The organism is Janthinobacterium sp. UMAB-60 (genome assembly GCF_900095235.1).
Taxonomy (GTDB): Bacteria; Pseudomonadota; Gammaproteobacteria; order Burkholderiales; family Burkholderiaceae_D; genus Janthinobacterium.
The window spans coordinates 55,447-81,661 of record NZ_LT607498.1 but is presented as its reverse complement, the minus strand read 5'-3'; the positions used below and the strand labels follow the sequence as shown (position 1 = coordinate 81,661).

Here is a 26,215-nt window from a genome sequence, read left to right as displayed (position 1 = left end):
ATGAAAAGATGCTAGACGAAATTGATTGCTCTGACAAGGCTAGTTTCTAGAATGGAAAAAAGCTTGTGCAAGGTATACAGAAGAGGGGGTGATACCCATCCCGCCGTGGCGGCGGGATGGCAATGCAGCTTACGGGACGACGGTCAGCACATCGACATCGATTTCCGGGCTTTCCATGAAGTCTTTTTCCACTTCGCCACGGATTTCCACCTGGGTTTTGGCGTCGATCTTGCGGTTCATGAAGACCTTGTCATCGATGTCCACGCGGATTTCCGCCGTGCCATCGGAGAAGGTGTATTTTTCTTTGCCCACTTTGCGCAGCAAATGGCCGCGCAGCACGACGGCCTGGTCGTCGACGGGATTTTTCAGGATGGCGGCCACGCTGCTGGGCGCGGTGGGGCCGGCCGTGGGACCCACATACTGGGCTTGCGCGCTGCCGGCCAGCAAGGCGCTGGCGGCGGCCAGGGAGACGATGAGTTTGCGGTGCAGAGACATGGTATTCCTTTGATAGTGACGGCCTTGTCAGAAAAACACGGCGGTGCGGGGAATGATAGCACCGGTATTGCCATAGGCTATGTTCGCCCGCACGCTGCCCGTGCTCGCCGAAAGGGAGTGCCATGCGCGCGCGCGGGCGGCAAGTGTTTCCTTGCGCAGTGTTGAAATGCGCGAAAATCAAGCCGCGGAGTGTATTTTCTTTAAGAAACAACAGGTTCTGGAATAAAATACCTGCGCACGCCGCTGGCGTGTATCGTCTGAAGAATCTGTCGAGGAGCAAGCATGGCAAGGCCAGAGAAAGTCCGGCTCGGTGAAATTTTGGTGCAGCAGAAATTGCTGACGGAAGAACAGTTGGGCCAGGCCTTGACGGAACAGAAGCGCTCGGGGCGCAAGCTGGGCCGCGTTTTTGTCGAGCACGGCTTTGTCACGGAAGAGCAGATTTCGGGCGCCCTGGCGCGCCAGCTCGACATTCCTTACATCAACCTGAAGTTTTTCAACATCAATCCCGAACTGGTGCGGCTGTTGCCGGAAACCCAGGCGCGGCGCTTTCGCGCGCTGGTGCTGGAAGACCGGCGCGAGGGCTTGCTGGTCGGCATGTCCGATCCGACCGACCTGTTCGCGTACGATGAGATCTCGCGCCTGGTCAAGCGCCATATCGAGCTCGCTGTCGTCAATGAAACGGAAGTGCTGGCCGCCATCGACCGCATCTACCGCCGCACGGAGGATATCTCCACCCTGACGCGCGAGCTGGAGCAGGACCTGGGCGACGTGTCCGTCGACTTCGGCGCGTTGGCCGCCAATCCGGGCCTGGAAGAGGCGCCCATCGTCAAGCTGCTGCAATCGGTGTTCGAGGATGCCACGCAGGTGCGCGCCTCGGACATCCACATCGAACCGCAGGAAGGCCGGCTGCAGATCCGTTTCCGCATCGACGGCGTGCTGCACCTGCAGACGGAAGCGGACAGCAAGATCGCCAGTTCGCTGGCGCTGCGGCTCAAACTGATGTCGGACCTCGATATTTCCGAGAAGCGCTTGCCGCAGGATGGCCGTTTCGCCATCCGCGTGAAAAACCAGCGCATCGACGTGCGTATTTCCACCATGCCGACGCAGTACGGCGAATCGGTCGTGATGCGGCTGTTGAACCAGGGCGGCACGACCTTGCGCCTGGACGCCATCGGCATGCCGCCCCAGCTGGTGGAACGCTTCCGCGCCATCGTCAATCGCCCCAACGGCCTGGTGCTGGTGACGGGGCCGACCGGCAGCGGCAAGACGACGACCTTGTACTGCGCCTTGTCCGAACTCAATTCCGTGGAAAAAAAGCTCATCACGGTGGAAGACCCCGTCGAGTACCGCTTGTCCGGCATCAACCAGGTCCAAGTGAACGACAAGATCGAGCTCAGTTTTGCCCGCGTGCTGCGCTCAGCCTTGCGGCAAGATCCCGATATCGTGCTCGTCGGCGAGATGCGCGATCAGGAAACGGCGCAAATCGGCTTGCGCGCCGCCATGACAGGTCACCTGGTGCTGTCGACCTTGCACACCAACGACGCCATCAGCACGCCGCTGCGCCTGATGGACATGGGCGTGCCGCGCTACATGGTGGGCAGCTCGCTGCAAGCCGTGCTGGCGCAGCGCCTGGTGCGCGTGATCTGCGAAAGCTGCAGCACGCCCTACGCGCCCACGCCGAACGAATACGAATGGCTGCGCCTGGAACTGGGCGAGCTGGTCGAGCGCAACCAGTATTTCCATGGCAAGGGCTGCTCGCATTGCAATGGCATGGGTTACCGGGGCCGCACGGGCGTGTACGAATTGCTGGAAATCACACGCGCCGTGGCCGATGCCGCCAACCATGCCGATCCATCGCACTTCATGAAGGTGGCGACGGCGCAGATGGCGGGCGAGACGCTGCGCCGCCACGCCGTGCAACTGGTGGTCCAGGGCCGCACGACGGTGATGGAAGCGATGCGCATCAGCAACCAGAGCGAGGATTGAGGTGGCATTTTTCTCCTACAAGGCGCGCAACGCCAGCGGCGAGCTGCTGACCGGCGTGATGGAAGGCGCCGACAGCGGCGCCGTGGCCGACCAGTTGTTTTCCAGCGGCGCGACGCCGGTGGAAATCCTGGTGACCAAAAAAGCCGCCACCACGGGCGCCGATATCGGCTGGTGGCAAAGACTGACGGAGAAAAAAGTCAGTTCGATGGACGTGCAGTTGTTCAGCCGCCAGCTGTACACCCTGCTCAAGGCGGGCGTGCCCATCATGCGCGGCCTGGCCGGCCTGCAGGAGTCCGCCATCAGCCCCGCGTTCGGGCGCATCATCAAGGATGTGCGCGAATCGCTGGACGCGGGCCGCGAACTGTCGGCCGCCATGGCGCGCCACCCCACCGTGTTTACGCCGTTTTACCTGTCGATGGTGCGCGTGGGCGAAATGACGGGGCGCCTCGATGAAGTCTTCCTGCGCCTGTTCGACCACCTGGAGTTCGATCGCGACATGCGCGCGCGCGTGAAGTCGGCCACGCGCTATCCCAGTTTCGTGATCGCGGCCATGCTCGTCGCCATGGTCATCGTCAATATGTTCGTGATTCCCCAGTTCGTGAAAGTGTTCGCCAGCTTCAACGCCGAACTGCCCCTGATGACGCGCATCCTGATCGGCACGTCGGCTTTCATGGTGGCGTATTGGCCTTTGCTGCTGCTACTGACGATCGCCGCGATAGCCGCTTTCCGGGCCTGGTTGCGCACCGTGCCTGGCCGCTATACGTGGGATCGCTACAAGTTGCGTTTCCCCATCGCCGGCAAGATCATCCTGAAAGGCACCATGGCGCGCTTCGCGCGCAGCTTCGCCCTGTCCAGCACCAGCGGCGTGCCCATCGTGCAGGCGCTGACGGTGGTGTCGCAGACGGTGGATAACGCCTATCTGTGCGCCCGCGTCGAGCAGATGCGCGACGGCGTCGAGCGCGGCGACAGCATCCTGCGCACTTCGGTGGCGGCGGGCGTCTTCACGCCGGTGGTGCTGCAAATGATCGCCGTCGGTGAAGAGTCCGGTTCGCTGGATGAGCTGATGGATGAAATCGCCCAGATGTACGAGCGCGAAGTGGATTACGAATTGAAGACCTTGTCCGCGCAGATCGAACCCATCCTGATCACCTTTCTTGGCGCCATGGTGCTGGTGCTGGCGCTGGGCATTTTCCTGCCCGTGTGGGACCTGGGCAAGGTGGCCCTGCACAAATGAGGCCGCGCATTGCGTCAAAAAACAACATGTTGGCTGGCAAGGCGAGGCAGCGCGGCTTTACCTTGTTTGAACTGGCCGTCGCCGTGGCCGTCATCGCCGTGCTGGCGGTCGTGCTGCTGGGCCGGCTGGAGATGCTCCAGCAGGACGCGGAACGGGTCGCCGTGCGGCAAACGGTGCTGGCGCTGCGCGCGGGGCTGCGCATGCAGGTGCTGGAACTGTATGCGTCCGACCGGCAAAACCAGTTGCCGGCGCTGGCGGGGCAAAACCCCATCGATTGGCTGGCTGAAAAACCGGCCAATTATTTGGGCGCATATATGGCGCCGGAGATGGAAAAACTTCCCCCAAGTCATTGGTTTTTTGATAGAAGTAATGCAGAATTAATATATATATTAAATCGAGGCAACACTTTTGCTGCAGACCGTTCCGAGTTGCTTCAATTCAAGGTAAGCTTGCGGCAAGCGTCCGCTACCCGGGCCCAGTCCTCAAGCCCGGTTGATGCGCCCGAGGTGGCCCTGATACAGGTGGGCGAGGCGGGCGGGCTGAAATAGCTTTTTTTATTCTGCGGGCAAATTTTGCCAACATTGTTTTTTTGATTTTTTGGAGATCAGCATGAAACTGCAGTCAATTCGTCGTTTTCAACAAGGTGCTCAAGCGGGCTTTACGCTGATCGAGTTAATCGTCGTCATCGTCATCCTGGGCATACTGGCGGCCACCGCGATTCCCCGTTTTATCAATATGTCGGCTGACGCCCGCCTGGCGAAAATCAACGGCGCCCGCGCCTCGGTGCAGGCTGGTGCAGCCCTGGCCCATGCGCAATGGCTGGTCAATGGCGCGGTTGCCACGGCTCCCTCGGTGCTAATGGATGGCGTTGCTGTCACTCTGGCGAACGGCTATCCTACCGCTGACGCCGCCGGCATCCTGATGGCGGCCGGCATCGGGGCACCGGATTTTAGCGTGACGGGCACGGGGCCGCTCACGATCGCCGCTGACGCCGCTCATACCACCTGCTCGTTCACTTATGCGGCGGCCGCAGCCAATGCCGCGCCGACCGTAGGCACTGCGCCTGCCGTTGGCAGTTGTTAAGGTCGTAAGCCCCGCATGCGGCGGCAGGTCGCGTCGCATGCAATCCGCCTGGTTCGCCAGGCGTTTTTTATTCTTCCTGGCATGTTTCAGCCGGCATGCCGCTCATTGCCACAGGTGTCCACGATGCTGTCTGCAGCAGGTTTGATGTTTGCCGGACCGGCCAGCCGTGGGCGGGGGCCGCGGGGCTTTACCCTGATCGAGCTGATCGTCGTGCTGGTGGTGGGGGGGCTGCTGGCAGCCGTCGCCATGCCCCGTTTCTTTCAACAGGAGAGTTTTGATGCGCGCAGCTTTGCCGATCAAAACGTGAGCATGTTGCGCTATGCGCAAAAACTGGCGATCGCGCAAAACCGTCCCGTCTTCGTGCAGCTCGACGGCACCCGCATCGCCCTGTGCTTCAATACCGCCTGCGACGCGGCCAACCGCGTCTTGCCGCCTGCGGGCGGCAACAGCGGCCGCAGCGCCACCTTGAGCGCCTGCGCGAATACCACGGCATGGCTGTGCGAAGCGGCACCGGGCAAGATCAGCTACAGCGTGCCGCAGGAAGCGGCAGCCTTTTACTTCAATGCCCTGGGCCGACCTTACAAGTCCACTGACACCGAGCCTGTCTCCAGCTTTCCCGCGCGCGTCAGCATCGGCATCAGCGGCGGCGGCATCCCGCGCACCATCGTGGTCGAAGGGGAGACCGGCTATGTCCATTACTAGGGACGCAGCCATGGCGGCGCGCGGGACGGGGCAGCGGGGCGTGACCCTGATCGAGCTGGTCATCTTCATCGTGGTGGTCAGCATCGCCGTAGTGGGCCTGCTGCAAATTTTCGCCCGCACCACGGCCAGCAGCGCCGATCCGCAATTGCGCAAACAGGCGCTGGCCATCGCCGAAGCCATGCTCGATGAGATCGAAGGGGCACGCTTTACGTTTTGCGATCCGCTCGCCGATCCGGCCGCGGATATGGCGACGAATGCCGCACCGTTCGACAGTTCCACCAATCCCACCGGCTGCAACACGCCGCAAAATGTCAGCGCGACGGTACCCGCCTTGGGGCGGCCGTATTACAATGTCAGCGACTATGTGCGGTCCTTCAATACGCCCGTGGTCTATGCCGCCGACACGGCTGGAAACAGTTTTCCTGCCGGCTATGCGGTGAGCGTGGCCATCAGCCCCGACGCGGGACTGGGGCCGGCCGGCGCCGGCCTGCCTTCGGACGCCACGCCGATCAACATGAATGTCCTGCGCATCACGGTCACCGTGACTTATGCCACGAATCAACAGCTCGTGCTGGCCGGCTACCGCACGCGCTACGCAGGCAATGCCGTGCCATGATGACTTCTTTACGCCCCCGGCAGCGCGGTTTCACCCTGATCGAACTGATCGTGGTGATCGTCATCACGGCCATCGTCGCCGGCATGGTGACGGTGTTCATCCGTGCCCCCGTGCAAAGTTACCTGGATGTCAGCGCCCGCGCCGAACTGGCGGACGCGGCCGATACGGCATCGCGGCGCATCACGCGCGATGTGCGCCTGGCCTTGCCCAACAGCGTGCGCGTGACGAACAATAGCAGCGGCAGTTTTCTGGAGCTGTTGCTGACCAAGACGGGCGGGCGCTATCTGTCGGAAGACGACAACCTCAGCCTGACGCCGGGCAATGTGCTGGCGTTTGATCCCGGCACGCCGGTAGCCAACCCGAATATGTTCACCATCGTAGGCGGCGCGCCATCGGGCTTGCAAGCCATCGTTCCCGGCGACTTTATCGTCGTCAACAATCTGGGCGAGCAGCCTCCTGTGGACGCCTATAATTGCAGCGGGCAGTGCAACCGCGCCCAGGTCGCTTCCATCAGCGGCAACGATGTCACGCTGGTCAGCAACCCCTTTCTCGCGCAAACGCCGTCCATGCCTTCCCTCAGCTATCGTTTCCAGGTGGTCAGTAGGGTCGTCACCTATCATTGCGCGCCGAATGCGAACGGCACGGGCACGCTGACGCGCTATGCCGGCTATGCGATCCAGGCGGCCCAGCCGGTGAGCGCCGCCGCGCCGCTGACCGGCGCGCCGTCCTCGGCGCTGATGGCCAATCAGGTGGCCGCTTGCGGTTTTTCCTTCGATACCCTGCCCAACCTGCAGCGCGGTCTGGTCAGTGTCAGCCTGACCCTGGGCGCGCCCGGCGGCAACGCGGGCCAGATCACGCTGGTGCAACAGGCACAGGTCAATAATTCGCCATGAGAATATCGATTTTCCCCTTGCCGCGTGGACGGCGCCTATGCCGTCCGGCGCGCGGTTTCAGCATCGTCACCGCCATCTTCCTGCTGGTGGTGCTGTCCGCGCTGGGCGTGGCGCTGCTCTCCATCTCCACCATGCAGCACGCCGAGTCGGCGCTGGACGTGCAGGGCGCGCGCGCCTACCAGGCGGCCCGCGCCGGCATGGAGTGGGGCGTGTACCGGCAGCGCGTCGACGGCAAATGCATTACCAGCAGCGATTTTGCCTTGCCGGCGAATGGCGCCCTGAACGGTTTCAGGGTCACCGTGCGCTGCACGCAGGCGGCGGGCACGCTGCCCCGTTTCCAGGTGATTGCCACCGCCTGCAACCAGCCTGTGGGTGGCATTTGCGCCACCGCCAATGCCACCAACCATCCCGATTATGTGCAGCGCGTCGTGCAGGCGGAGTTTTAAACACGGTACGCTAAAGGAGCAATATGCAGGCAATCATCGCCGTATGGATAGCCGTCGTGGCCCTGCTTGCTGGCGCGCCGGTTCAGGCGGCAACCTACGCCAACACCAGTTTTGCCTACAGCTGGATCGACGCCAGCAATCATGCCAAGCTCGGCTATAACACAACACCGTACCGTTTCAACGGTTCCGCCGGCTGCGGTACCTCGCCGCCCGTCCTCGACGACACGCTCAGCGATGCCTTGCCCATCGGTTTCAGTTTCATGTATTCGGGCGTGGCCTTCACCACCTTGCGCGTGATGACGAACGGCCGGGTGCAGTTCAATAACAATGTCACCTGCGGCTACGGCAGTCCGGTGCAGACGCTGCCGTATCCGGACAGCAGCCTGAACTACACCATGCGCATCTATGGCAACGACCTTGACCCCACCTCGAAACTGGAAGTGCCCACCTACAGTACCGCCTGCGCCAGCCGCCTTACTTGTTACGTCAGCTACGCCACCATCGGCACGGCGCCGTACCGCAGCTTCGTGGTGACCTGGAATAATGTGCCGGAATGGACCACGGGCACCACTACCACTGGCTCTTACAGCCTGCAATTGATCTTGCAGGAAAACGGCGAATTCATCTACCAGTACGGCACGGCAGTGGCGGGACCTTCCGCCAAGCTGGGACAGATCGGCTGGCAAGCCGACAGCAACGATTACGACACGCCGCAAACCGGCTTCCCCGTCACCAATTCAGCGATCAAGTTCTACATCCCGCGTCCCGTGGTCGAGTACCGCATGGAGCAGCCCAGCTGGAACAATACGCCCGGGCAAGTGTCAGATACCAGCGGCAACGGGCGCGACGGCACGGTGCTGGGCGGCGCGCAGACGATCGCTGCCGGCCGCGTCTGCCGCGCCGCCAGTTTCCCCCTCAATACCAGCGCCGCCGCCATCGATGCGGTCGACAGCGGACTGTCGGTGCCCGGCACCATGGGCGGCGCCGGCACCATCACGTTCTGGTACAAGGCCAATACGGCCTGGTCCGGCAGCGGCACGCGCGATGCGCAACTGCTCGACGCCACGCAGATGAACAACGAGTGGTTTTTTCTCGTGCGGCGCAGCACGGGCGCCCTGCGCTTCGTCGTCACGGACAGCCTGGGCAATGTGCGCGTGGTGGAAACGGCTGCCAATAGCGTGCCCGCCGGCACCTGGAAGCATATCGCCGTGAGCTGGAGCTTCAATGCGCTGGCGGCTGCCAATAGCGATCGCCTGCGCATCTACGTCGATGGCGTGCTGCAAAAGGAGTCGGCGTTTACGACAGCGGCGGTGGTGTCGCCGCGCATTGGCAGCCTGTTCATTGGCGACAACCGCAGCGCGGTGACGGGGCAGAACGGCAGCGGCAATTCCACCGATGGCGCCATCGACGAATTGCGTGCCTATAATTACGAGGGCGGCCTGGCGCTGGTGCAGCGCGACCAGAACCTGAGCCAGGCCGGCTGCCTGAACCATTATGCGGTGACGAATACGGGGACAGGCCTGACGTGCCAGCAAAGCACGGTCACGGTCACGGCGCATGACGTCAATCACAATAATATCGTGATGCCGAACAACACCACGCAAATCCAGCTGAGTACTTCGAACGGCATCGGCGACTGGGCCCTGATCGCGGGCTATGGAGTGCTTTCCAATGGCACGCTGAACGACGGCGTGGCGACCTATCTGTTCAACGGCGAGTACCAGGCCGTGTTTGGCCTGAGCAGCGGCACGGCCGGCACCGTCAGCGTGAATGTGACGGATGGGCAGTTCACGGAGCAGGAAGACCAGTCGCTGGTGATCAAGGCGTGCGCCGTGGCGCGCTTCAACGCCTGCGAGGCAATCTCGCCCCGTTGCGTGCCCAGCACCAGCAGCCTGACCTATGCGCGTCTGAATACCAAGCTGGCCGACACGGCCTTCAAGCTCGACCTGGTCAAGCTGAAGACCGATGCCAGCCTGGAAACGACGTTCGCTGGCGCGGCCACGGTGGATTTGCTGGTCAATACCGCCACCGGCGTCACGCTGGGGGCGAATAACTGCCCGCTCACCCAGACGGCGGTCATTCCGCTGGGCCTGGTGGCGTTCACGGGCGGCTATTCGAGCGCCAATGTCAGCATCCCGGCCAGCGCCATCAGCGCCGTGGCGCCCAGGTACAGCGCTTACCGCGATGTGCGCGTGCGCGTGACTTGCACCGCCGCCGTGTGCGGCACGGCCAATGTCGGCTGTTCGACCGATAATTTCGCGGTGCGTCCACAGCAGTTCACGCTCAGTTCCAACATGAGCAACAGCGGCCTGAGCGGCACGCCCAGCCTGGCGGCGGGCACCCAGTTTACCGTTGGCGCTGCCGCGGCGGCCGGCTATGACGGCACGCCGCTGGTCGATAATTCCGTGGCCGGCCAGAAAATCACCGGCTTTCTCAGTGTCACCGACTACACCGACCGCCTTGCGTCTGCCTCGAATGCCAGCCCGTTTCCGCTGGGGCAGGCGGTGCTGGCCAGCGGCCTGGCCAGTAACAGCGGCGTGACGTACGGCGATGTCGGCACCTTCCGCATGCTGCCCGAGGCGGTGCTCGACAATGCCTACACCAGCGTCGACCAGCCTGGCGACTGCGTCATCGGCAGCAGCAGCAATACGGCCGTGAATGGCAAGTTTGGCTGCAATATCGCCAACCAGGCGCAAAGCCCGGCACCCGTCTTCGGCCGCTTTTTCCCTGACCACTACGCGCTCACGGGCGCGCTGACGGCGGCCTGCGGCGACTTTACCTACATGGGCCAGCGCGAACTGGGCGTCGTGCTGGGCGCGACGGCATTAAGCAAGGGCAACCAGATTCTGGCGCGCTATGGCAGCGCCTATCCCGGACTCGCCAGCGTCAGCGTGGGCGCGGGCAATGCCGGCGCGGCACTGTCCATCGGCCGCCTGGCGCCAGCCTTGCCCGCCTTTGCCTGGAACCAGGGACGCAGCGGGCGCTCCTACACGACCGATGGTGGCGCGTATGCCGCCGGCAGCACGCAAGTGGTGGTGGCAGGCAGCGGCGGTCTGTCGGCGGGCGACCTGATCAAGTTTGGCGGCGACGGCGCCATCTACACGGTGCAGGCCGGCACTGCGGGGGCGGGCAGCATCACGCTCGCCGCGCCTGGCCTGCAGCAGGCGATTCCCAGCGGCGCGACCGGCATCACGGTACTGCACAGCTTTGACCGGCTGGCCAGCGGCCAGGATGGCCCATACGACGATTTTTCGCTGGTGGTGGGCATCAGCGACAGCGACGGCGCGCTCATTTCCAGCGTGAATGGCCTGGTGGTCGCGCCCGCCGCCGCCGTCGCCATCGGCGATACCCGGCTGCGTCATGGCCGCCTGCGCATCAACAATATGTATGGCTCGGAACAGCGCGCGCTGCTGGTGCCCCTGGTCGCGCAATACTGGAACGGCAGCGCGTATGTCGCCAATACGCTGGACAATTGCACGGGCCTGTTGCGCAAGACGTTCGTCTTGAAGGATTATCTCAACCTGACGGATGTGCAGTTGCCAGCGGCGAGCACCTTGCCGCTCGACAGTGGCTTGCTGCAGCAGGGCGGCGGCAGCGTGCTGATGGCCAAACCCGCCGCACCCGTGAAGAAAAAAGGTACGCTGACACTACAGTCGCTGATACCGTACCTGCCGGGACAGGCGCGCGAAACCATAGGCGCATTCAAGAGCGAGCCCGTGTTCTTCATGCGTGAACTGTATTGAGGGGCGCGTGGTTTTTCGGCGCGTCGTGACAATCGTGGTGTTTTCCTGAAAATATGTTGTCAATTATTTCTTTTTTAGCCTGTTCATACCTGCTATGAATTAAAATTGATTCAATGCATCATTCGGACGGCACCGCTGTCGTCGCATTTCATTATCTGGATCGGTGGCATGGGTTTATTCGCAAAAGCAAAAAAATACGAGGGTTGGCTGGCGACATCATTTTCAGCGGAAGGTGTGTGCGCTGTCGTGGTCAAGCGGCGCGCGGATGACAAGCCGCTGGTGCAGGCGGCGGTCATGTATCCCGGACGCAAGCCGCTGGCGGCGTCGACCCTGGAAAAAATGAACCGCGATCTGCATGCCCAGTCTTATCGCAACACCACTTTGCTCGGTGCGGGCGAGTATCAGATACTGACGCTCGACGCGCCGAACGTGCCGCCGGAAGAGCTCAAGACCGCCGTCCGCTGGCGCCTGAAGGACATGCTCGACTTTCCGGCGGCGGACGCCACCGTCGACGTCATCGATATTCCCGCCGACAAGAACGGGCCGGGACGCGCGCAATCGCTGTTCGCCGTCGCGGCGCGCAACAATGCCGTGGCCCAGCGCCAGGCGCTGTATGGCGAATGCAAGATCGGCCTGTCGGTCATCGATATCCCGGAAATGGCCCAGCGAAATATCGCGGGCTTGATGGAAACGCCGGGCCGCGGCCTGGCCATGCTGTCTTTCGATGGCGAAGGGGGGCTGTTGACCGTGACGTTCGACGGCGAACTGTACCTGGCGCGCCGCATCGATGTGACCGTGGCGCAGCTGGCCGATACCAGCGACGCCCAGCGGCAGCAGTATTACGACAAGATCACGCTGGAATTGCAGCGCTCCTTTGACCATTTCGACCGTCAATTCCATTTTATTTCCGTTGCCAGGCTGGTCCTGGCGCCGACCGGCAGCGACGGCCTGCATGCTTACCTGGCGGACAATTTGTACATGCCGGTCGAGGCGCTGGATCTGACGGCCCTGTTGGATTTTTCCAAGGTGCCGGACCTGTTGGCCGCTGCCGGCCAGGCGCGCTTTTTCCTGGCCCTGGGTGCGGCCCTGCGGCAGGAGGAGAACCCAGCGTGAGCCAGCAAATCAATCTGTTCAACCCGGCGTTTGAAAAACGCAAGCAGGCGCTGTCGGCGCTGGGCTTGCTGCAGGGCCTGGGGCTGGTCCTTGCCGCCAGTGCCGCAGTGGTCTGGTTCGGCGCGCGCCAGGTGGCCGCGCTGGAGCGGACGGCGGCCGACGCCAAGGTCGCGCTCGATGCACGCGAGGCGAAGCGGGCGGATGTGTTCGCGCGGTTTCCCGTGCCCGGCAAGGACCCGCTGATCGCGGGCGCGCTGGGCCAGGCCGAGGCTGACCGCGGCGCCTTGGTGGAAGCCGGGCAAATTCTGCAGGGCGGCGAACTGGGCAATACACACGGCTATGCCGATTATTTCCGCGCCTTCGCGCGCGCCAGGGTGAATGGCTTGTGGCTGACGGGAGCGAGCATCGCCGGCGCCGGCAAGCAGATCGAGATCGGCTTGCAGGGGCGCGTCGTGCAGCCGGACTTGCTGCCCCGGTACATCAGTGCCTTGTCGAGGGAATCGGCATTGCAGGGCAAATCGTTCGCGCGCCTGGAGATGGTCACCGCCCAGCTTCCCGCCCAGGCCGCCGTGTCGGCGCCGGCATTACCGGGCGTCGCGCCGGCCGCTGCCGTGGCAGCACCAGTGCCGCGCTTTATCGAATTCAGTTTGCAATCGTCGGCGGCACCCGCCAGCGGCGCGGGGGCGGTCAAGCAATGAAACAGCAATGGCAACAATTTGCCCTGAAATTTGATGCGCTCAGCGTGCGCGAACGGATCATGGTCTTCGGCGCCAGTGCCGCGCTGCTGGTTTTCATGGTTATGTATCTGTTCGTCAATCCGCAGCTGGACAAGCGCAAGGCGCTGGCCGACACGATTGCCCAGCGGCAGCTGGCCGTCGCGGCCATCGATGCCGAGATGGCGCAAAGGATGGCCGCGCATGCGGGCGACCCCAACCAGCAGGACCGCATCCGCCTCGAACGGATCAGGCAGGAAGTGCAGCAGATGCGGCAGTCCCTGCAATCGACGCAAAATGGCCTGGTGGCGCCCGAGCGCATCGTGCCGATGCTGCAGCAATTGCTGAAACAGCAGGCCAACTTGCGCCTCGTGTCGCTGGCCACCTTGCCATCCGGCGCCATGGGGCAGGGCGGCCATGTCGCCAGCAAGGCGGCGTCCGCACCTGCCGCCGCGCCTGCCGGGCAGTCGCCAGCGGACGCCGAGCCGGCGAAGGCGCCGGCCGTGCTCTACCGTCATGGCGTGGAAATCGTATTGCGTGGAAATTATCTGGATATGGTGAATTATATGGATGCCGTGGAGGCCATGCCGTCCCATGTGTTCTGGGGCAAGCTCAATATGCAAGTCGAGCAATACCCGAATGCCACGCTGAGCCTGACCTTGTACACGCTCAGCCTGGACGAGAAATGGATCGCGCTGTGATGCGCGCGCGTCGTTGCGTGCTCCTTGCGGGCGCGCTGCTGGCCTTGGCGCCGGGGGTGTTTGCCCAGGCGCTGGTCGATCCCACGCGGCCGCCCGATGCGGCGCCCGTCCTCGGTAGTGCGGCCTCTGCCGGTGTGGCGCGGCCGCGGCTGCAATCGGTGCTGATTTCCAATCGGCCTGACGGGCGGCGCCTGGCCGTGATCGATGGCCGCAGCGTGCGCGCGGGCGACAGGGTGGACGGCGCGGTCGTCGTCAGCATAGGCGAAGCGAGCGTGGCGCTGCGGCGCGGCAAGACCCTGGAAACGCTGCGGCTGTATCCGCAGACGGTCGACGCAAATGATGCAATGCATGTACGAAGGAAACAGGTTCATGTCACCCAATAAACACAAGGCGGGAATGCGGAAGATACTTGAAATCAGCAAGCGGGCAAGCGTCCTGGGACTTGCCGCGGGTTTGTGCGCCTGCAACGTTGCGCCTGTGAAGCGCGACACCTACAATGCGATCAAGGAGCAGGTGGCAGGCGCAGTGGCCACCACCAGCCCGGCGGCGCAGTCGGCAGCGGTGGAAAACGCGCTGCTGCCGCCGGCGTCCGCGCTGGCCGCGCAGTTGCCCAAGGCGCGCGGCGTGCTGGACGAGCGTTTCAATGTCGCGTTCAACAACGTCCCGGCACGCCAGTTCTTTCACTCGCTCGTCAACGGCACGCGCTACAACATGCTCGTGCACCCGGATGTGCAGGGCAACATTTCCGCCAACCTCAAAGATGTGACGCTGTTCGAGGCGCTCGACGCCGTGCGCGAGATGTATGGCTATGATTACAAGGTCGAAGGCACGCGCATCGCGATTCGGCCCCTCACCATGCAAACGCGCATGTTCCAGGTCAATTACCTGACGGGCAACCGCAAGGGCACGTCGAATTTGCGCGTGTCCTCGACGTCGGTGTCGTCCGCCGGCACCAGCAACAGCGGCCAGAGCGGGGGCAGCAACGGCCAGCAGTCGCAGCCGCAGCAACCAGGCCAGCCCGGCAGCCAGGTGCAGCAAGACAGTTCCAACCTGAGCACTACGTCGGACAGCAATTTCTGGGCAGAATTGAAAGAATCGCTGGGCGCCATCATCGGCGGCACCGGCGATGGCCGCAAGGTGGTGATCAGCCCGCAGTCGGGCGTCGTCGTCGTGCGCGGCATGCCCGACGAATTGCGCGCCGTCGACCTGTACCTGAAGGCGACGCAGCTGTCGGTGGACCGCCAGGTGATCCTGGAAGCCAAGATCCTCGAAGTGGAATTGAACGACAACTTCCAGACCGGTATCAACTGGGCCTCGTTCGCCTCCATCAAGAGCGGCCACACGAACCGCATCTCGACGGGCTTCATCCAGCCGGGCGGCACCCTGGCGCCGCTGCCGTTCAACGGCGGCCAGCCGCCGAACATGACGAATGGCAGCGGCCTGACGGCCAGCAGCGGTTTTGGCTTGAGTTCGGCGGCCACGGCGGCCGGCTCGATGTTCGGCCTGGCCTTCCAGACCGCCAACTTTGCCGCCATGATTACCTTCCTGGAATCGCAAGGCGCCGTGCACGTGCTGTCGAGCCCGCGCATCGCCACCATGAACAACCAGAAGGCCGTGCTGAAGATAGGCACGGACGAATTCTTCGTCACCGGCGTGAGCACCACCGTGACGTCGACCGGCACCACGGGCGGCACCACCTCCAGTCCGAACGTCACCCTGCAGCCATTCTTTTCCGGTGTGGTGCTGGACGTGACGCCGCAGATCGATGACCAGGGCAATATCATCCTGCACGTGCATCCGTCCGTCAGCCAGGTCACCACCGTCAGCAAGGAAATCGACCTGGGCAGTGCCGGTTCGCTGAAATTGCCGCTCGCCGCTTCCAGCACCTCGGAGATGGACAGCATGGTGCGCAGCCAGGATGGACGCATCGTCGCCATCGGCGGCCTGATGCGCCAGGCCACCACCTCGGACCGCTCGCAAGTGCCGGGCGCGGGCGATATTCCCGTACTGGGCGCCTTGTTCCGCAACACGGGGCAAGTGATCCAGAAGCGCGAACTGGTGGTGCTGATCAAGCCCACCATCGTCGAGGGCGCCAACAGCTGGAACGAGGACTTGCTCGATTCGGGCAAGCGCATCGAGGCGCTCGACCCACGCCGCCCATCGGAGCGGCGCTAAATGTACCAGGCCCATTTCGGCTTGCGCGAGGCGCCGTTCGGCCTCACGCCCGATACCAGTTTCTTCTTCAACGGCCCGCAGTCGCAAAAGGCGCTCAACACCTTGCTGGTGGCGGCGCGCAATGGCGAGGGCTTCATCAAGATCACTGGCGAAGTGGGTACCGGCAAAACCTTTTTGTGCCGCAAGTTCATGCAATCGCTGGGGCCGGATTTCGTCACGGCCTACATCCCGAATCCGAACCTGGCGCCCCGTTCGCTGATCCTGGCGCTGGCGGACGACCTCGATGTATTGCTGGAGAAAGATGCTGACCAGCATCAGCTGCTCAAGTCGCTCAACTTGCGTTTGCTCAACCTGGCGGCGCAGGGCAAGCGCGTGCTGCTGTGCCTGGATGAGGCGCAGGCGATTCCCGTCGACAGCCTGGAAGCCTTGCGCCTGCTGACGAACCTGGAAACGGAAAAGCGCAAGCTGCTGCAAATCGTGCTGTTCGGCCAGCCTGAGCTGGACGTCAAGCTGGCCCTGCCGGAAATCCGCCAGCTGACGCAGCGCATCACCTTTCACTATCACCTGGGCCCTTTGTCGCGCGACGACGTGGATTTTTATGTGGCGCACCGCTTGCGCGTGGCCGGTTTCGATGGCGCGCGCCTGTTCAGCCGTGGCGGCGTGAGCAAGCTGTACAAGGCTTCCGGCGGTATCCCGCGCCTGATCAACATCATGGCGCACAAGGCGCTGATGGTGGCGTACGGCGAAGGCCGGCAGCAGGTCAGCGGACGCCACGTGGCGCTGGCCGCCAGCGATACCCTGGCCAGCAAGCCGCGCCGCTTCTGGCAACGGCCATGGCCATGGCTGGCCGGCACCGGCGTGCTGGCCGCCGCCTGCGGCGTGAGCTGGACCTTATTGAACCGATGACGAAGATGAGCCTGTAGATGAGCCTGATTAACAAGATGTTGCAAGACCTCGATGCGCGCGGCACCCCCGATGGGCGCGGCGACGCGGCCGGCATCCGCTCCGTGCCCGAACGCGAGCGGGGCGTCTCGCGCGCGCTGGTCTTCGGCGGCGCGGCCGGCCTGACGGCGGCCGCCATCGCCCTGGGCTGGGTGTACTGGAAGCGCCCGGCCGTGCCGCCCGTGCTGGTCAGCGTGGCCAACACGCCGCTGCCGGTGGCGGCAGCGCTACCCGTGCCGCTACCTGTACCGGTGGTTGTGCCTGTTTCTGCGCCGGTCGCTGTGGCTGCGCCGGTCGCCACGGCGCCGCTGGCAGCCGAGCCGGTGTTGCCGGTCGGGGAGGCGGTCGCGCCAGCCAAGCTGCGTGCCGCTGAAATGCGCCGCATCACGGACAAGCCGGCCAGGCCCGCCGTGGCGCCCGTGGTGAAGACGCCAGCGCCCGCCGCCAGCGAACGCATTCTTGACGGAAAACAAGTTACGCCGCAGCAGCGCGTGGAGAATGACTACCGGCGCGCGCTGGGCCAGTTGCAGGATGGCCGCGTCTCGGAAGCGCTGGCCGGCTTGCAGCAGACCCTGCAGCTGGACCCGCGCCACCAGGGCGCGCGCGAAACCCTGGTGCGCCTGCTGCTCGAAGCGCAGCGCCCCGACGAGGCGGCGCGTCAATTGCAGCTGAGTCTGGCATTGGACCCGAAACAGCCGGCACAGGCGATGATGCTGGCCCGCTTGCAGCTGGACAAGACCAACGGCGGCGCGGTGGCCCTCGATACCCTGATGCGCAGTCTGCCGTACGCCGCCGACAACGGCGAATACCATGCCTTCCTGGCCGCCGTGCTGCAGCGCGAACAGCGCTACCGCGAAGCGTCCGAACATTATCAGCTGGCCCTGCAGACGGCACCCGACAACAGCGTCTGGTGGATGGGCCTCGGCATCGCCTTGCAAGCCGACAACCACCCGGCCCAGGCGCGCCAGGCGTTCGAGCGGGCCAAGGGCTTGCAAACCCTGTCGCCGCAATTGCAGGCGTTTGTCGAGCGCAAGCTGTTGCAATTGACGGCGGCGACCGCCAAGTAAGCGCTTTCACCTCCCCCGCAAGCGACATCGCAGGCGGGGGATGAATCTGTATCACATGATTGAAGCGGATGATCCCGTAAACAAGATGACCACTGCCTGGAAATTCCACGATGCTCCCAACACTGCCTGCTTCACGACCACGGAAGTAGTGAACGGTGCTCCCATCGTGCATGTATCCCATGACTACGAAGGGGATTGGCAATTTTACGGCGCGTCCGACGCAACGGCGTCGAGTTCCGCCAAGATCGCCAGTCTGGCTGGTCTGATCGGCACGAATGACTTGCTGGCAGACCTGCATGACCTGCCCTATGGCTGGAGCGCGCACTGGGATGCTGGCGCGGGAAACTGGGAGCGTTTCAAGGACCATCCATTTCCTTCGTTTGCTGAGCAAGGCTATTACCTGGAAGACGCCATCTGGCTTTCCCGGTACTTGACGGATATCGAGCCACCGCCGGCCGCGGTACGCGATGCGCTGCCCATCGGCGCGTACGTGAAACTGGTTTTTCGCTTCGCCGCCGAAGATGCTGCGCGCGGAGATGGCCAGTGCGAAAGAATGTGGGTACAAGTGACCGGTATCGATGAAGAGGAAGGCTGGTACAGCGGCACCATCGAGAATGATCCGCAGCATTTGGCCGCCAGATACGGCGACCTTATCGCGTTTCATCCCCTGCATGTGGCAGATCTTGCTCATGAACAGGCATGACAGGAAACGCAGTGTGAAATGAATGCGAAGGTGTCTGTTTCGTTACCGCAGATCTGTTCATTGAAATTTGCTTTTTTGATAAAAATACCTTGGCCGCACCCGCCGCCAGGAAAGAAACGTTCACGCTCGGAAGAAGACGATGGCGGGCGTGCAATCGAGGCGGCGAAATGGCGTTTCAGTCCTCCAATCAAGCGGTTTGTCGCAATGGCATGTGCCAGAAAATGGCAATGGGATAACATGCAGTGGGTTTTCTCATGATGAGTTGCCCGCAAGCGAGTGTTCGATGCCGGCAGTAGCGCAGTCATCAACGAATGCTTCTCAATGACCTCGATCAGGATGAAATACGCATGAAATTGACCCTTTCACATCTTCTTTCTACCTGCCTGCTGGGCGCCTTGGGCGCGATCGGTGGTGTGCAGGCGGCTCCCGCCGACGCCGAACTGGTCGCTTTGGTGCAGCGTCATGCGCAGGCCCAGAGCAGCTTCGATCAAGCCACGTTGAAAGCCATCACGGCCGAGAATTATGTGGAAATATCGCCGGTCGGCGAGGTGGACGGGCGTGAAAAGATGCTGTCCTTCTATGCGCCGGAGCAGAAACGGCCGAGTCCTCAAGTCCAGGTCGATGAACCGGCGGTGCGCCTCCTTGGCGATACGGCGCTCATCTCGGCCCGGCTGTCCTACCGCGTCAATCAGGAAGGGGCGGCCCGTACCTTCGCCCTGCGTGCCGGGTATGTGGCTCGGTTTGTCGACAAGCAATGGCTGCTCGTCAGCGCACAGTATACGGGCATCCGTCCGCCGAAACCGTAAGCTGACATTTGGTCTGGCACAGGCCTTGCCCAGCGAGGCTAGAGCCGCGCCTCATCGCCCCACACGTGCCGCATGCTGAAGTGCACGCCCGCATCGTCTTCATGCAGCGACGAGACGATGGCGAACTGGCTGTCGCCCGTGTCGCGCGGCGTCATCTGCGCCAGCTGGGCGGCGGCCAGCGGCGCGCCCAGCGGGTCGCTGAGCGGGTGCACGTGGCCGGCGCCCCGTTGCGTCACCACGCCCAGTTCGCCGCTGCGCAGGCGCACTAATGTGCCGGGTGGATACTTGCCCAGCAGCTTGACGAACTGTTCGCCCAGCAAGGGGTCGATGGCCACGCCCTGATCGAGGAAGATGTGCTGCAGCGCCTGGTCAGGCACGATGGAGCGCCGGTAGTTGCGCGCCGAGACGCGCGCGCAATAGCGGTCGGCCAGGCCGATCAGCTTGGCATTTTGCAGGATTTCATCGGCCGTGCGCCCCTGCGGGTAGCCGCTGCCATCGTCGTTTTCATGGTGCAAGAGCACGCAACTGAGCCATTCCTCGTCGTCGACGCCCGCGCAGCGCAGCAGTTCCGTGCTTTCCTGCGGATGCAGACGCACGATGCGCATTTCTTCGTCATTCAGGGGGCCGCGCCGGTCCTGGAAACTGTCGTGGTGGCGCAGCATGCCGACGTTCATCGTCAGCGCGGCGGCGCCGATCAGTAACAGTTCATCGTGGGACTTGTGCATGCTGCGCCCCACCAGCATGGCCAGCAGCGCCGTTTCGATGCAGTGGCGCACGGCGTAGGTACCGGCGATCTGGTTGAGCAGGATGCTGGCCAGCGCGATGTCGGCATCGTGTTCGAGCGCGTGCAGCAGGTCGCGGGCGATGTCGCGCACGTCGCGCTCGGCATTGCTTTCGCTGCGCAAGTCCAGCAGCAGCCGTTCCAGGCGTTGCGCCGTTTGATTGAGCAAGCGCAAGACGGACGGCTGCTCGGGCGTGCCCGCGTACAGACCCAGTTGCAGCAAGCGGCCCAGCTGCGCGCCATCCGTGATGATCTGCCCCTTGCGCAGTTGCGGGCCGGCACTATGGTCAGCCAGAAACAGATCCCAGGGCAGGGGTTCGCCGGGAACCAGGTCGGCCGGGCCGATGCGACGCTGTACCATGCTGTCATCCTTTGCCCCGCCGTGGCGAAGCCGTGCTCGGTTATATGCTGCGCAGGTGCTCCAGCGCCAGGCGCAAGGTGTCATCCTGCTTGGCAAAGCAGAAACGCACGATGCCCGATTCCTTGCCCTGCGCATAAAACGCGGAGACGGGGATGGCGGCCACCTTGATCTCGGCCGTCAACCATTCGGCGAACTGTGCTTCGGTCTCTTGTGAAATGGCATCGTAGCGCACGCACTGGAAATACGTGCCGTCGGCCGGCAGCAGGGTAAAGCGGCTGCCCGCCAGGCCGTCGCGGAACAAATCGCGCTTGCGCTGGTAAAACGCGGGCAAGTCCAGGTAGGGCTGCGCGTCGGCCATATAGCCGGCGATGCCGTGTTGCATCGGGGTGTTGACGGTAAAGACGTTGTACTGGTGCACCTTGCGAAACTCGGCCGTCAGGGCCGCGGGCGCCGCCACATAGCCCACTTTCCAGCCCGTCACGTGATACGTCTTGCCGAAGCTGGAAACGATGAAGCTGCGCGCCGCCAGTTCCGGGTGGCGGGCGAGCGACTCATGGCGCACGCCGTCATACACCATGTGCTCGTAGACTTCATCGGAGAGGATGAGAATTTGCGTGCCGCGCACGATGTCGGCCAGCGCCGCCACGTCGGCCGGGCGCAAAATCGTGCCCGTCGGATTGTGCGGCGTATTGATGATGATCAAGCGCGTCTTGGAGCTGACGGCGGCGGCCAGCTTGTCCCACGGCACGCTGTAGCCGGACTCTGTTACCTGCATGGCCACCAGCACGGGCACGCCGCCGGCCAGCGCGATGGCGGGCAGGTAGCTGTCGTAGGCCGGTTCGATGACGATGACTTCGTCACCTGGATGCACGCAGCACAGGATGGCGGTGGTGAGCGCCTGCGTGGCGCCGGCCGTGACGGTGATTTCCGTGCCCGCGTCATAGCTGTGGCCGTACAGGCTGGCGATCTTCGTGGCAATCGCCTCGCGCAGGGGCGCGGCGCCCGTCATCTGCGGGTACTGGTTGTGGCCGGCGCGCATGGCGTCGCTGACGAGATCGACCAGGGCCGGGTCGCAATCGAAGTCGGGAAAGCCCTGACCCAGGTTGACGGCGCCATGCTGGGCCGCCAGGCTGGACATGCGGGTAAACACGGTGGTGCCCACCAGAGGCAAGCGCGTGGTCAGTGTGGGAGTCAGGTGGGGCAGGGACGGGCTGTTCATGTACGGTAGGGTCGCGGTGCGGAAAGTGGAATCGTGTCCCATTCTAGCGCAGCGCGTGGCGTTCCGTGTGGGGCTTTGGCGGCTCAGCCTGGCAAGGCCCAGCCTTCCGGCAGCATGATCTTGAACATGCCGGCCTTGGCCGTCTTGCGGGCCAGTTTCAGCAGCGCCTTGTCCTTGGTGATGAGGATGTCGGCGTTGGCGTCGCGCGCCAGTTCGAGGAATTTCTGGTCATCCCTGTCCGTGCAGACGGGCAGGCGCACGCCGGAGACGGGTGGCGCCACGACGCTGATGTGGGCGTCGAAGCGGGCGGCGGCGACAGCGCGGCTGGCTTCATCGAGCGGCAGATGTTTGTAATGCAACACGACCAGATATTCCGCGCGGCAATCTTCGCGCGTGATGGCGTGCACGGCGCCGCTTTCCATGGCCGCCAGCAAGCCCGCCCAGCGCGGGTCGTTGAAGACGAACAGGTCGAGGCAGACGTTGGTGTCGAGGACGAGTTTTTGTGGAGCAGGTATCATGTCGGCAATTCTATTTTGTAGTGATAATTTATGTTGATCGTGCTTTCGCCCGCCAAGAGTCTCGACCTGGAGACGCCGCCAACGACCACGTTGCACAGCACCCCCGATTTTCTCGACCATTCCGCCCAGCTGATAGAGCGCATGCGCCAGTTTTCCCCTGGCGAAGTGGGCAGCCTGATGGGCATTTCCGACGCCTTGTCCGCCCTCAACGTGGCCCGCTATGCGTCGTGGACCCCGCAGTTGACCGATGCGCACCAGGCCATCATGGCCTTCAATGGCGACGTGTACACAGGCTTCGGCGCGCGCAGCCTGCAGCCCGAGCAGCTCGACTACGCGCAGTCGCGCGTGCGCATTTTATCCGGGCTGTACGGCTTGCTGCGCCCGCTGGACCTGATCCACCCGCACCGCCTGGAAATGGGCACGCGTTTGTCGACCGCGCGCGGCAAGGATTTGTATGCGTTCTGGGGCGACACCATCACCAACGGCCTGAACCGTACAGCGAAGGAGCAGGGCGCGCAAGTGCTGGTCAATCTTGCTTCCGAAGAATATTTCAAATCCGTCAGGCCGCGCCAGCTGGACGTGCCCGTCATCGCGCCCGTATTCGAGGACTGGAAGAACGGCAAATATAAAATCATCTCGTTCTACGCCAAGCGCGCGCGCGGCATGCTGGCCCGCTATGCGGCCGTCCATCAGATCCGCGATCCCGAGCAGCTGAAGCAGTTCGACGTCGACGGTTACGCGTATGTGCCCGAAGCGTCGAACGATAAAAGCTGGGTATTCCGGCGCAAGGTCGGCGAGTAACCCTGAAGCAAATGCTGGGGTCGTACCCGACGGGGGAATGCGTCCCAGTGGGACGCATTCCGATCGCGCAGCGAACGACCCCGGTCCTTGATTTTGGGGTTGACGCAAGAAAAAACCGGAGCAAGCTCCGGTTTTTCATTTTACTGCCAGAATTTCCACCACTTGCGTTCCTTGTTCACCCCTTCCGGGCTGAGGAATGCCGTGTTCGGGTAGTTCTTGGTCAGCACGCGCAAGGTGTCGTCGCGCAGGTCGGTCAAGCCCAGCTTGTCATACGAGCGGTACATGATGAACAGCGCTTCTTCGATGGCCGGCGAAGCGGCAAAGTCGCTGACCGTCGTTTGTGCGCGGTTGGCGGCGGCCAGGTAGGCGCCGCGGCGATAGTAATAACGCGCCACGTGCACTTCATATTTCGCCATGGCATCGATCAAATAGTTCATGCGGGCCAGCGAATCGGGCGCATATTTGCTATTTGGAAACTTGTCGACCAGTTGCTTGAAGGCCGCAAACGCTTCGCGCGTGGCTTTCGGGTCGCGTTCGGTCGGGTCTTGCTCGTACAGGAAGTTCAGGAAGCTGATCTGGTCGTTAAAGCTGATCAGGCCGCGCAAGTAGTACATATAGTCTACATTGGCGTGGTTCGGATGCAACTTGATGAAGCGTTCGACGGCAGCCAGTGCCTGCGCCTGGTCTCCCGCCTTATAATACGCGTAAGCGATCTCCATCTGCGCTTGCAGAGCATAGTTGCCGAAAGGATAGTTAGCCTCCAGCTTCTGGAACAGGCCGATTGCAGCTTCATAGTGCTGCCCGGCCATTTCTTCACGCGCCTCCGAGTATAATTTCGTAACGGACCAGTTTTTGGTCTCATCCACTTTTTCAGGCAACAAGCTGCAAGCGGACATGCCGAGCAGAACGACTGAAGCGACTACCAACGATAATTTTTTTTGCATGACGTTTTGCAAGAAGGTTTTAACCAAGATTTTACAATAGGCTGATTATAGCCGATGGGAATGCTGTGATATTAACTCCGAAGCCTAATTTGGCTGACTCCGCGTTTGACTCCCTTTCTGACCATGGCGCCGAAGATGCGTTTGACGGCGATTTTGCCGCCGACGACGCCTTCGAGATCATGGCCCCGATTACATTGGAACTGACGCCGGACGCCTGCGGCCACCGCCTCGATAAAGTCATCGCCCAGCTGGTGCCGCAATACTCGCGCAGCCGCTTGCAATTGTGGCTGGAAGCCGGTTTCGTGACCGTCGATGGAAAAGTTGCCAAACGCAACATGACCGCCTATGGCGACGAGAAGATCGTCATTCTGCCGCAAAGCGCGCCGGAAGACGAGGCTTTTAAGCCGGAAGCGATGGAATTGAACATCGTGCACGAAGATGAGCATATCATCGTGATCAACAAACCGGCCGGACTGGTCGTGCATCCGGGCCCTGGCAACTGGTCGGGCACCTTGCTCAACGGCCTGCTGCACCACTGTCCGCAACTGGCGGGCGTGCCGCGCGCCGGCATCGTGCACCGCCTGGACAAGGATACGAGCGGCCTGATGGTGGTCGGCAAGACCCTCGCTTCGCAAACGGATCTGGTGCGCCAGTTGCAGGCGCGCACCGTCAAGCGTGAATATTTTGCGCTGGTGTGGGGCACGCCAAAAATGGCGGGCACCATCGATGCCTCCATCGCGCGTCACCCGCGCGACCGCGTCAAGATGGCCGTGTCTGAGAATTTCACCGCCAAGCCCGCCATCACGCACTATGAATTGATCGGCAGCGGCGAACTCGACCGCCGTCCAGTGAGCCTGATGCAGTGCCGTCTGGAAACAGGCCGCACGCACCAGATTCGCGTGCACATGCAGCACCTGGGCTTCGCGCTGGTCGGCGACTCCGTGTACGGCAAGCAGCACCTGGTGTCCGTCTTCTCGCGCCAGGCCTTGCAGGCGCGTCGCCTGGGCCTCGTGCATCCGGGTACCCTGGAAGCGTGCGAATGGATCGTGCCGTTGGCCGATGACTTCGCTCAACTGATTGCCACCGCCGGCATTCCCGAGCCGGAACAGGTCTGATGACGTTACCGTTGCCTTGCATTACTCCCCATTGGCCCGGCTTGCCCGCGAACGTGGGCGCGCTGGCGACCGTGCGCGCGGGTGGCGTCAGCCAGGCACCATATGGTGACGGGCAGGGCGGCGGTGGCTTGAACCTGGGCACGCACGTGGGCGATGATCCCGCGCACGTGGCCGCCAACCGAGCGCGGCTGGCGGCCATGCTGCCATCTGAACCGGCCTGGCTGTCGCAGGTGCATGGCGTGGCCGTTGCCGATGCCGGTACGCTGGGCGGCTGCGTGCCCGATGCCGACGCCAGCATCGCCACGCAGGCGGGCGCCGTGTGCGTGGTGATGACGGCCGATTGCCTGCCGGTGCTGTTTTGCTCGGCCGATGGCTTGGTCGTCGGCGCGGCCCACGCGGGCTGGCGCGGCCTGGCCAATGGCGTCTTGCAGCGCACGGTGGCATCGATGCGGGCGCAGGGCGCAGGGGAGATCCTTGCCTGGCTGGGGCCAGCCATTGGTCCGCAGCAATTCGAAGTGGGGCAGGACGTGCTGCAAGCGTTCCGCGACGGCGCGCGTGACGATGCCGAGCGGCAAGTGCTGAGCGCTGCGTTCACTGCCATCGCCGGCAAGCCGGGCAAGTACCTGGCGAATATTTATGCGCTGGCGCGCACCATGTTGTTGCGCGATGGCGTGGCGCAAGTGGCGGGAGGCGAGTACTGCACCGTCAGCGATGCGGCGCAGTTTTACTCGTACCGGCGCGATGGCGTCACGGGAAGACAGGCCAGTTTGATCTGGCGCAAATAATCTGCACGGCAGACACTTATGTGTCTGCCGTTTTTGTTTTATCGTCTGCTGAGGCGAGCGCGCGGGCGTTCTGTTCAGCGATACGCGCCGCCTTGCGTTTGCGTCGCCGCGAGCCCGTCAGATAGAATAGGATGGACAGCGGGATGACGCAGTACAGCACGAAGGTCATCACCCCGGCGACGATGGACGGTTCCGTCAGCGCCATGAGGCCGACGACATAGATCCAGGCAACAGCGGTCATGAGCATCATTGGTATTGGCAGTCAGTAAGAGT

Annotated in this window: 28 protein-coding genes; 21 read left to right on the top strand and 7 right to left on the bottom strand. The window is 63.0% G+C overall.

Going from position 1 to position 26,215, the window contains the following annotated elements:
* Positions 1–129: 129 nt before the first annotated feature.
* A complete protein-coding gene (locus tag K0F86_RS23400; RefSeq protein ID WP_219136549.1) occupies positions 130–495 on the bottom strand; it encodes a YgiW/YdeI family stress tolerance OB fold protein in 366 nt (121 codons plus the stop codon).
* A gap of 282 nt (positions 496–777) precedes the next feature.
* Between K0F86_RS23400 and K0F86_RS23395 the strand changes: the two genes are divergently transcribed.
* The 17 genes from K0F86_RS23395 (at position 778) to K0F86_RS23315 (ending at position 18,612) form a co-directional block, all read left to right on the top strand.
* Positions 778–2,481 (top strand): GspE/PulE family protein, encoded by a 1,704-nt coding sequence (locus tag K0F86_RS23395; protein WP_219136548.1) that lies wholly within the window; start codon positions 778–780, stop codon positions 2,479–2,481.
* Between the two features lies 1 nt (position 2,482).
* Entirely contained in the window at positions 2,483–3,715 is a 1,233-nt protein-coding gene (locus tag K0F86_RS23390; RefSeq protein WP_219136547.1) for a type II secretion system F family protein, read from the top strand.
* A gap of 26 nt (positions 3,716–3,741) precedes the next feature.
* Entirely contained in the window at positions 3,742–4,263 is a 522-nt protein-coding gene (locus K0F86_RS23385) for a prepilin-type N-terminal cleavage/methylation domain-containing protein (protein ID WP_219136546.1), read from the top strand.
* Positions 4,264–4,324: 61 nt separating this feature from the next.
* Positions 4,325–4,798 (top strand): type IV pilin protein, encoded by a 474-nt coding sequence (locus K0F86_RS23380; RefSeq protein ID WP_219136545.1) that lies wholly within the window; start codon positions 4,325–4,327, stop codon positions 4,796–4,798.
* Positions 4,799–4,921: 123 nt separating this feature from the next.
* Positions 4,922–5,500 carry a Tfp pilus assembly protein FimT/FimU gene (locus tag K0F86_RS23375; protein ID WP_219136544.1) on the top strand — a complete coding sequence of 193 codons (579 nt, stop codon included), beginning with the start codon at positions 4,922–4,924 and terminating at the stop codon, positions 5,498–5,500.
* Complete coding sequence (locus K0F86_RS23370; RefSeq protein WP_257572324.1) at positions 5,487–6,116, top strand: hypothetical protein; 630 nt, start codon at positions 5,487–5,489, stop codon at positions 6,114–6,116. The genes K0F86_RS23375 and K0F86_RS23370 overlap by 14 nt, the downstream gene beginning before the upstream one ends.
* On the top strand, positions 6,113–7,009 hold the full coding sequence (locus K0F86_RS23365) for a Tfp pilus assembly protein FimT/FimU (RefSeq protein WP_219136543.1): 897 nt from the start codon (positions 6,113–6,115) through the stop codon (positions 7,007–7,009). Before K0F86_RS23370 ends, K0F86_RS23365 begins: the two co-directional genes overlap by 4 nt.
* Positions 7,006–7,455: an agglutinin biogenesis protein MshP gene (locus K0F86_RS23360; RefSeq protein WP_219136542.1), complete on the top strand. Its 450-nt coding sequence runs from the start codon at positions 7,006–7,008 to the stop codon at positions 7,453–7,455. The genes K0F86_RS23365 and K0F86_RS23360 overlap by 4 nt, the downstream gene beginning before the upstream one ends.
* A 23-nt stretch (positions 7,456–7,478) precedes the next feature.
* Positions 7,479–11,198, top strand: coding sequence for a LamG domain-containing protein (locus K0F86_RS23355; protein WP_219136541.1), 3,720 nt, complete (start codon positions 7,479–7,481; stop codon positions 11,196–11,198).
* Positions 11,199–11,366: 168 nt separating this feature from the next.
* The gene (locus tag K0F86_RS23350; protein ID WP_219136540.1) at positions 11,367–12,311 is read left to right on the top strand and encodes an agglutinin biogenesis protein MshI; all 945 of its coding nucleotides are present in this window, start codon (positions 11,367–11,369) and stop codon (positions 12,309–12,311) included.
* Entirely contained in the window at positions 12,308–13,009 is a 702-nt protein-coding gene (locus K0F86_RS23345; RefSeq protein WP_219136539.1) for an MSHA biogenesis protein MshA, read from the top strand. Before K0F86_RS23350 ends, K0F86_RS23345 begins: the two co-directional genes overlap by 4 nt.
* The gene (locus K0F86_RS23340) at positions 13,006–13,725 is read left to right on the top strand and encodes an MSHA biogenesis protein MshJ (RefSeq protein ID WP_219136538.1); all 720 of its coding nucleotides are present in this window, start codon (positions 13,006–13,008) and stop codon (positions 13,723–13,725) included. Before K0F86_RS23345 ends, K0F86_RS23340 begins: the two co-directional genes overlap by 4 nt.
* Positions 13,710–14,108, top strand: coding sequence for an MSHA biogenesis protein MshK (locus K0F86_RS23335; RefSeq protein WP_257572323.1), 399 nt, complete (start codon positions 13,710–13,712; stop codon positions 14,106–14,108). Before K0F86_RS23340 ends, K0F86_RS23335 begins: the two co-directional genes overlap by 16 nt.
* A 13-nt stretch (positions 14,109–14,121) precedes the next feature.
* The gene (gene mshL / locus K0F86_RS23330; RefSeq protein WP_219136582.1) at positions 14,122–15,900 is read left to right on the top strand and encodes a pilus (MSHA type) biogenesis protein MshL; all 1,779 of its coding nucleotides are present in this window, start codon (positions 14,122–14,124) and stop codon (positions 15,898–15,900) included.
* Positions 15,901–16,806 carry an ExeA family protein gene (locus tag K0F86_RS23325; protein ID WP_219136537.1) on the top strand — a complete coding sequence of 302 codons (906 nt, stop codon included), beginning with the start codon at positions 15,901–15,903 and terminating at the stop codon, positions 16,804–16,806.
* A 17-nt stretch (positions 16,807–16,823) separates the two neighbouring features.
* Positions 16,824–17,909 carry a tetratricopeptide repeat protein gene (locus tag K0F86_RS23320; RefSeq protein ID WP_219136536.1) on the top strand — a complete coding sequence of 362 codons (1,086 nt, stop codon included), beginning with the start codon at positions 16,824–16,826 and terminating at the stop codon, positions 17,907–17,909.
* Positions 17,910–17,949: 40 nt separating this feature from the next.
* Positions 17,950–18,612: a DUF2314 domain-containing protein gene (locus K0F86_RS23315; protein WP_219136535.1), complete on the top strand. Its 663-nt coding sequence runs from the start codon at positions 17,950–17,952 to the stop codon at positions 18,610–18,612.
* Here K0F86_RS23315 and K0F86_RS23310 read toward each other — a convergent pair.
* On the bottom strand, positions 18,597–18,917 hold the full coding sequence (locus tag K0F86_RS23310; protein ID WP_219136534.1) for a hypothetical protein: 321 nt from the start codon (positions 18,915–18,917) through the stop codon (positions 18,597–18,599). The two genes, K0F86_RS23315 and K0F86_RS23310, sit on opposite strands and share 16 nt — an antisense overlap.
* Positions 18,918–18,959: 42 nt before the next feature.
* On the opposite strand from K0F86_RS23310, the gene K0F86_RS23305 reads away from it, so the two are divergent.
* The gene (locus K0F86_RS23305) at positions 18,960–19,418 is read left to right on the top strand and encodes a nuclear transport factor 2 family protein (protein WP_219136533.1); all 459 of its coding nucleotides are present in this window, start codon (positions 18,960–18,962) and stop codon (positions 19,416–19,418) included.
* 38 nt (positions 19,419–19,456) lie between these two features.
* On the opposite strand, the gene K0F86_RS23300 is transcribed toward K0F86_RS23305, so the two are convergent.
* The 3 genes from K0F86_RS23300 to K0F86_RS23290 form a co-directional block, all read right to left on the bottom strand.
* The gene (locus K0F86_RS23300) at positions 19,457–20,560 is read right to left on the bottom strand and encodes an HD-GYP domain-containing protein (protein WP_219136532.1); all 1,104 of its coding nucleotides are present in this window, start codon (positions 20,558–20,560) and stop codon (positions 19,457–19,459) included.
* 40 nt (positions 20,561–20,600) lie between these two features.
* Positions 20,601–21,779 carry a pyridoxal phosphate-dependent aminotransferase gene (locus tag K0F86_RS23295; RefSeq protein ID WP_219136531.1) on the bottom strand — a complete coding sequence of 393 codons (1,179 nt, stop codon included), beginning with the start codon at positions 21,777–21,779 and terminating at the stop codon, positions 20,601–20,603.
* Positions 21,780–21,862: 83 nt separating this feature from the next.
* Positions 21,863–22,297 (bottom strand): putative toxin-antitoxin system toxin component, PIN family, encoded by a 435-nt coding sequence (locus K0F86_RS23290; protein ID WP_219136530.1) that lies wholly within the window; start codon positions 22,295–22,297, stop codon positions 21,863–21,865.
* Between the two features lie 30 nt (positions 22,298–22,327).
* On the opposite strand from K0F86_RS23290, the gene yaaA reads away from it, so the two are divergent.
* Positions 22,328–23,098: a peroxide stress protein YaaA gene (gene yaaA, locus K0F86_RS23285; RefSeq protein WP_219136529.1), complete on the top strand. Its 771-nt coding sequence runs from the start codon at positions 22,328–22,330 to the stop codon at positions 23,096–23,098.
* A gap of 140 nt (positions 23,099–23,238) precedes the next feature.
* Here the strand turns inward: yaaA and K0F86_RS23280 are convergent, their stop codons facing one another.
* Positions 23,239–24,042, bottom strand: a complete 804-nt coding sequence (locus K0F86_RS23280) for an outer membrane protein assembly factor BamD (RefSeq protein WP_071076763.1) — start codon at positions 24,040–24,042, stop codon at positions 23,239–23,241.
* An 89-nt stretch (positions 24,043–24,131) separates the two neighbouring features.
* Here K0F86_RS23280 and K0F86_RS23275 point away from each other — a divergent pair, with 89 nt between their 5' ends.
* On the top strand, positions 24,132–25,157 hold the full coding sequence (locus tag K0F86_RS23275; RefSeq protein WP_071076764.1) for an RluA family pseudouridine synthase: 1,026 nt from the start codon (positions 24,132–24,134) through the stop codon (positions 25,155–25,157).
* Positions 25,157–25,942 (top strand): peptidoglycan editing factor PgeF, encoded by a 786-nt coding sequence (gene pgeF, locus K0F86_RS23270; protein ID WP_219136528.1) that lies wholly within the window; start codon positions 25,157–25,159, stop codon positions 25,940–25,942. The genes K0F86_RS23275 and pgeF overlap by 1 nt, the downstream gene beginning before the upstream one ends.
* Before the next feature lie 16 nt (positions 25,943–25,958).
* On the opposite strand, the gene K0F86_RS23265 is transcribed toward pgeF, so the two are convergent.
* Positions 25,959–26,183: a hypothetical protein gene (locus K0F86_RS23265; protein WP_306823222.1), complete on the bottom strand. Its 225-nt coding sequence runs from the start codon at positions 26,181–26,183 to the stop codon at positions 25,959–25,961.
* Positions 26,184–26,215: the final 32 nt, after the last annotated feature.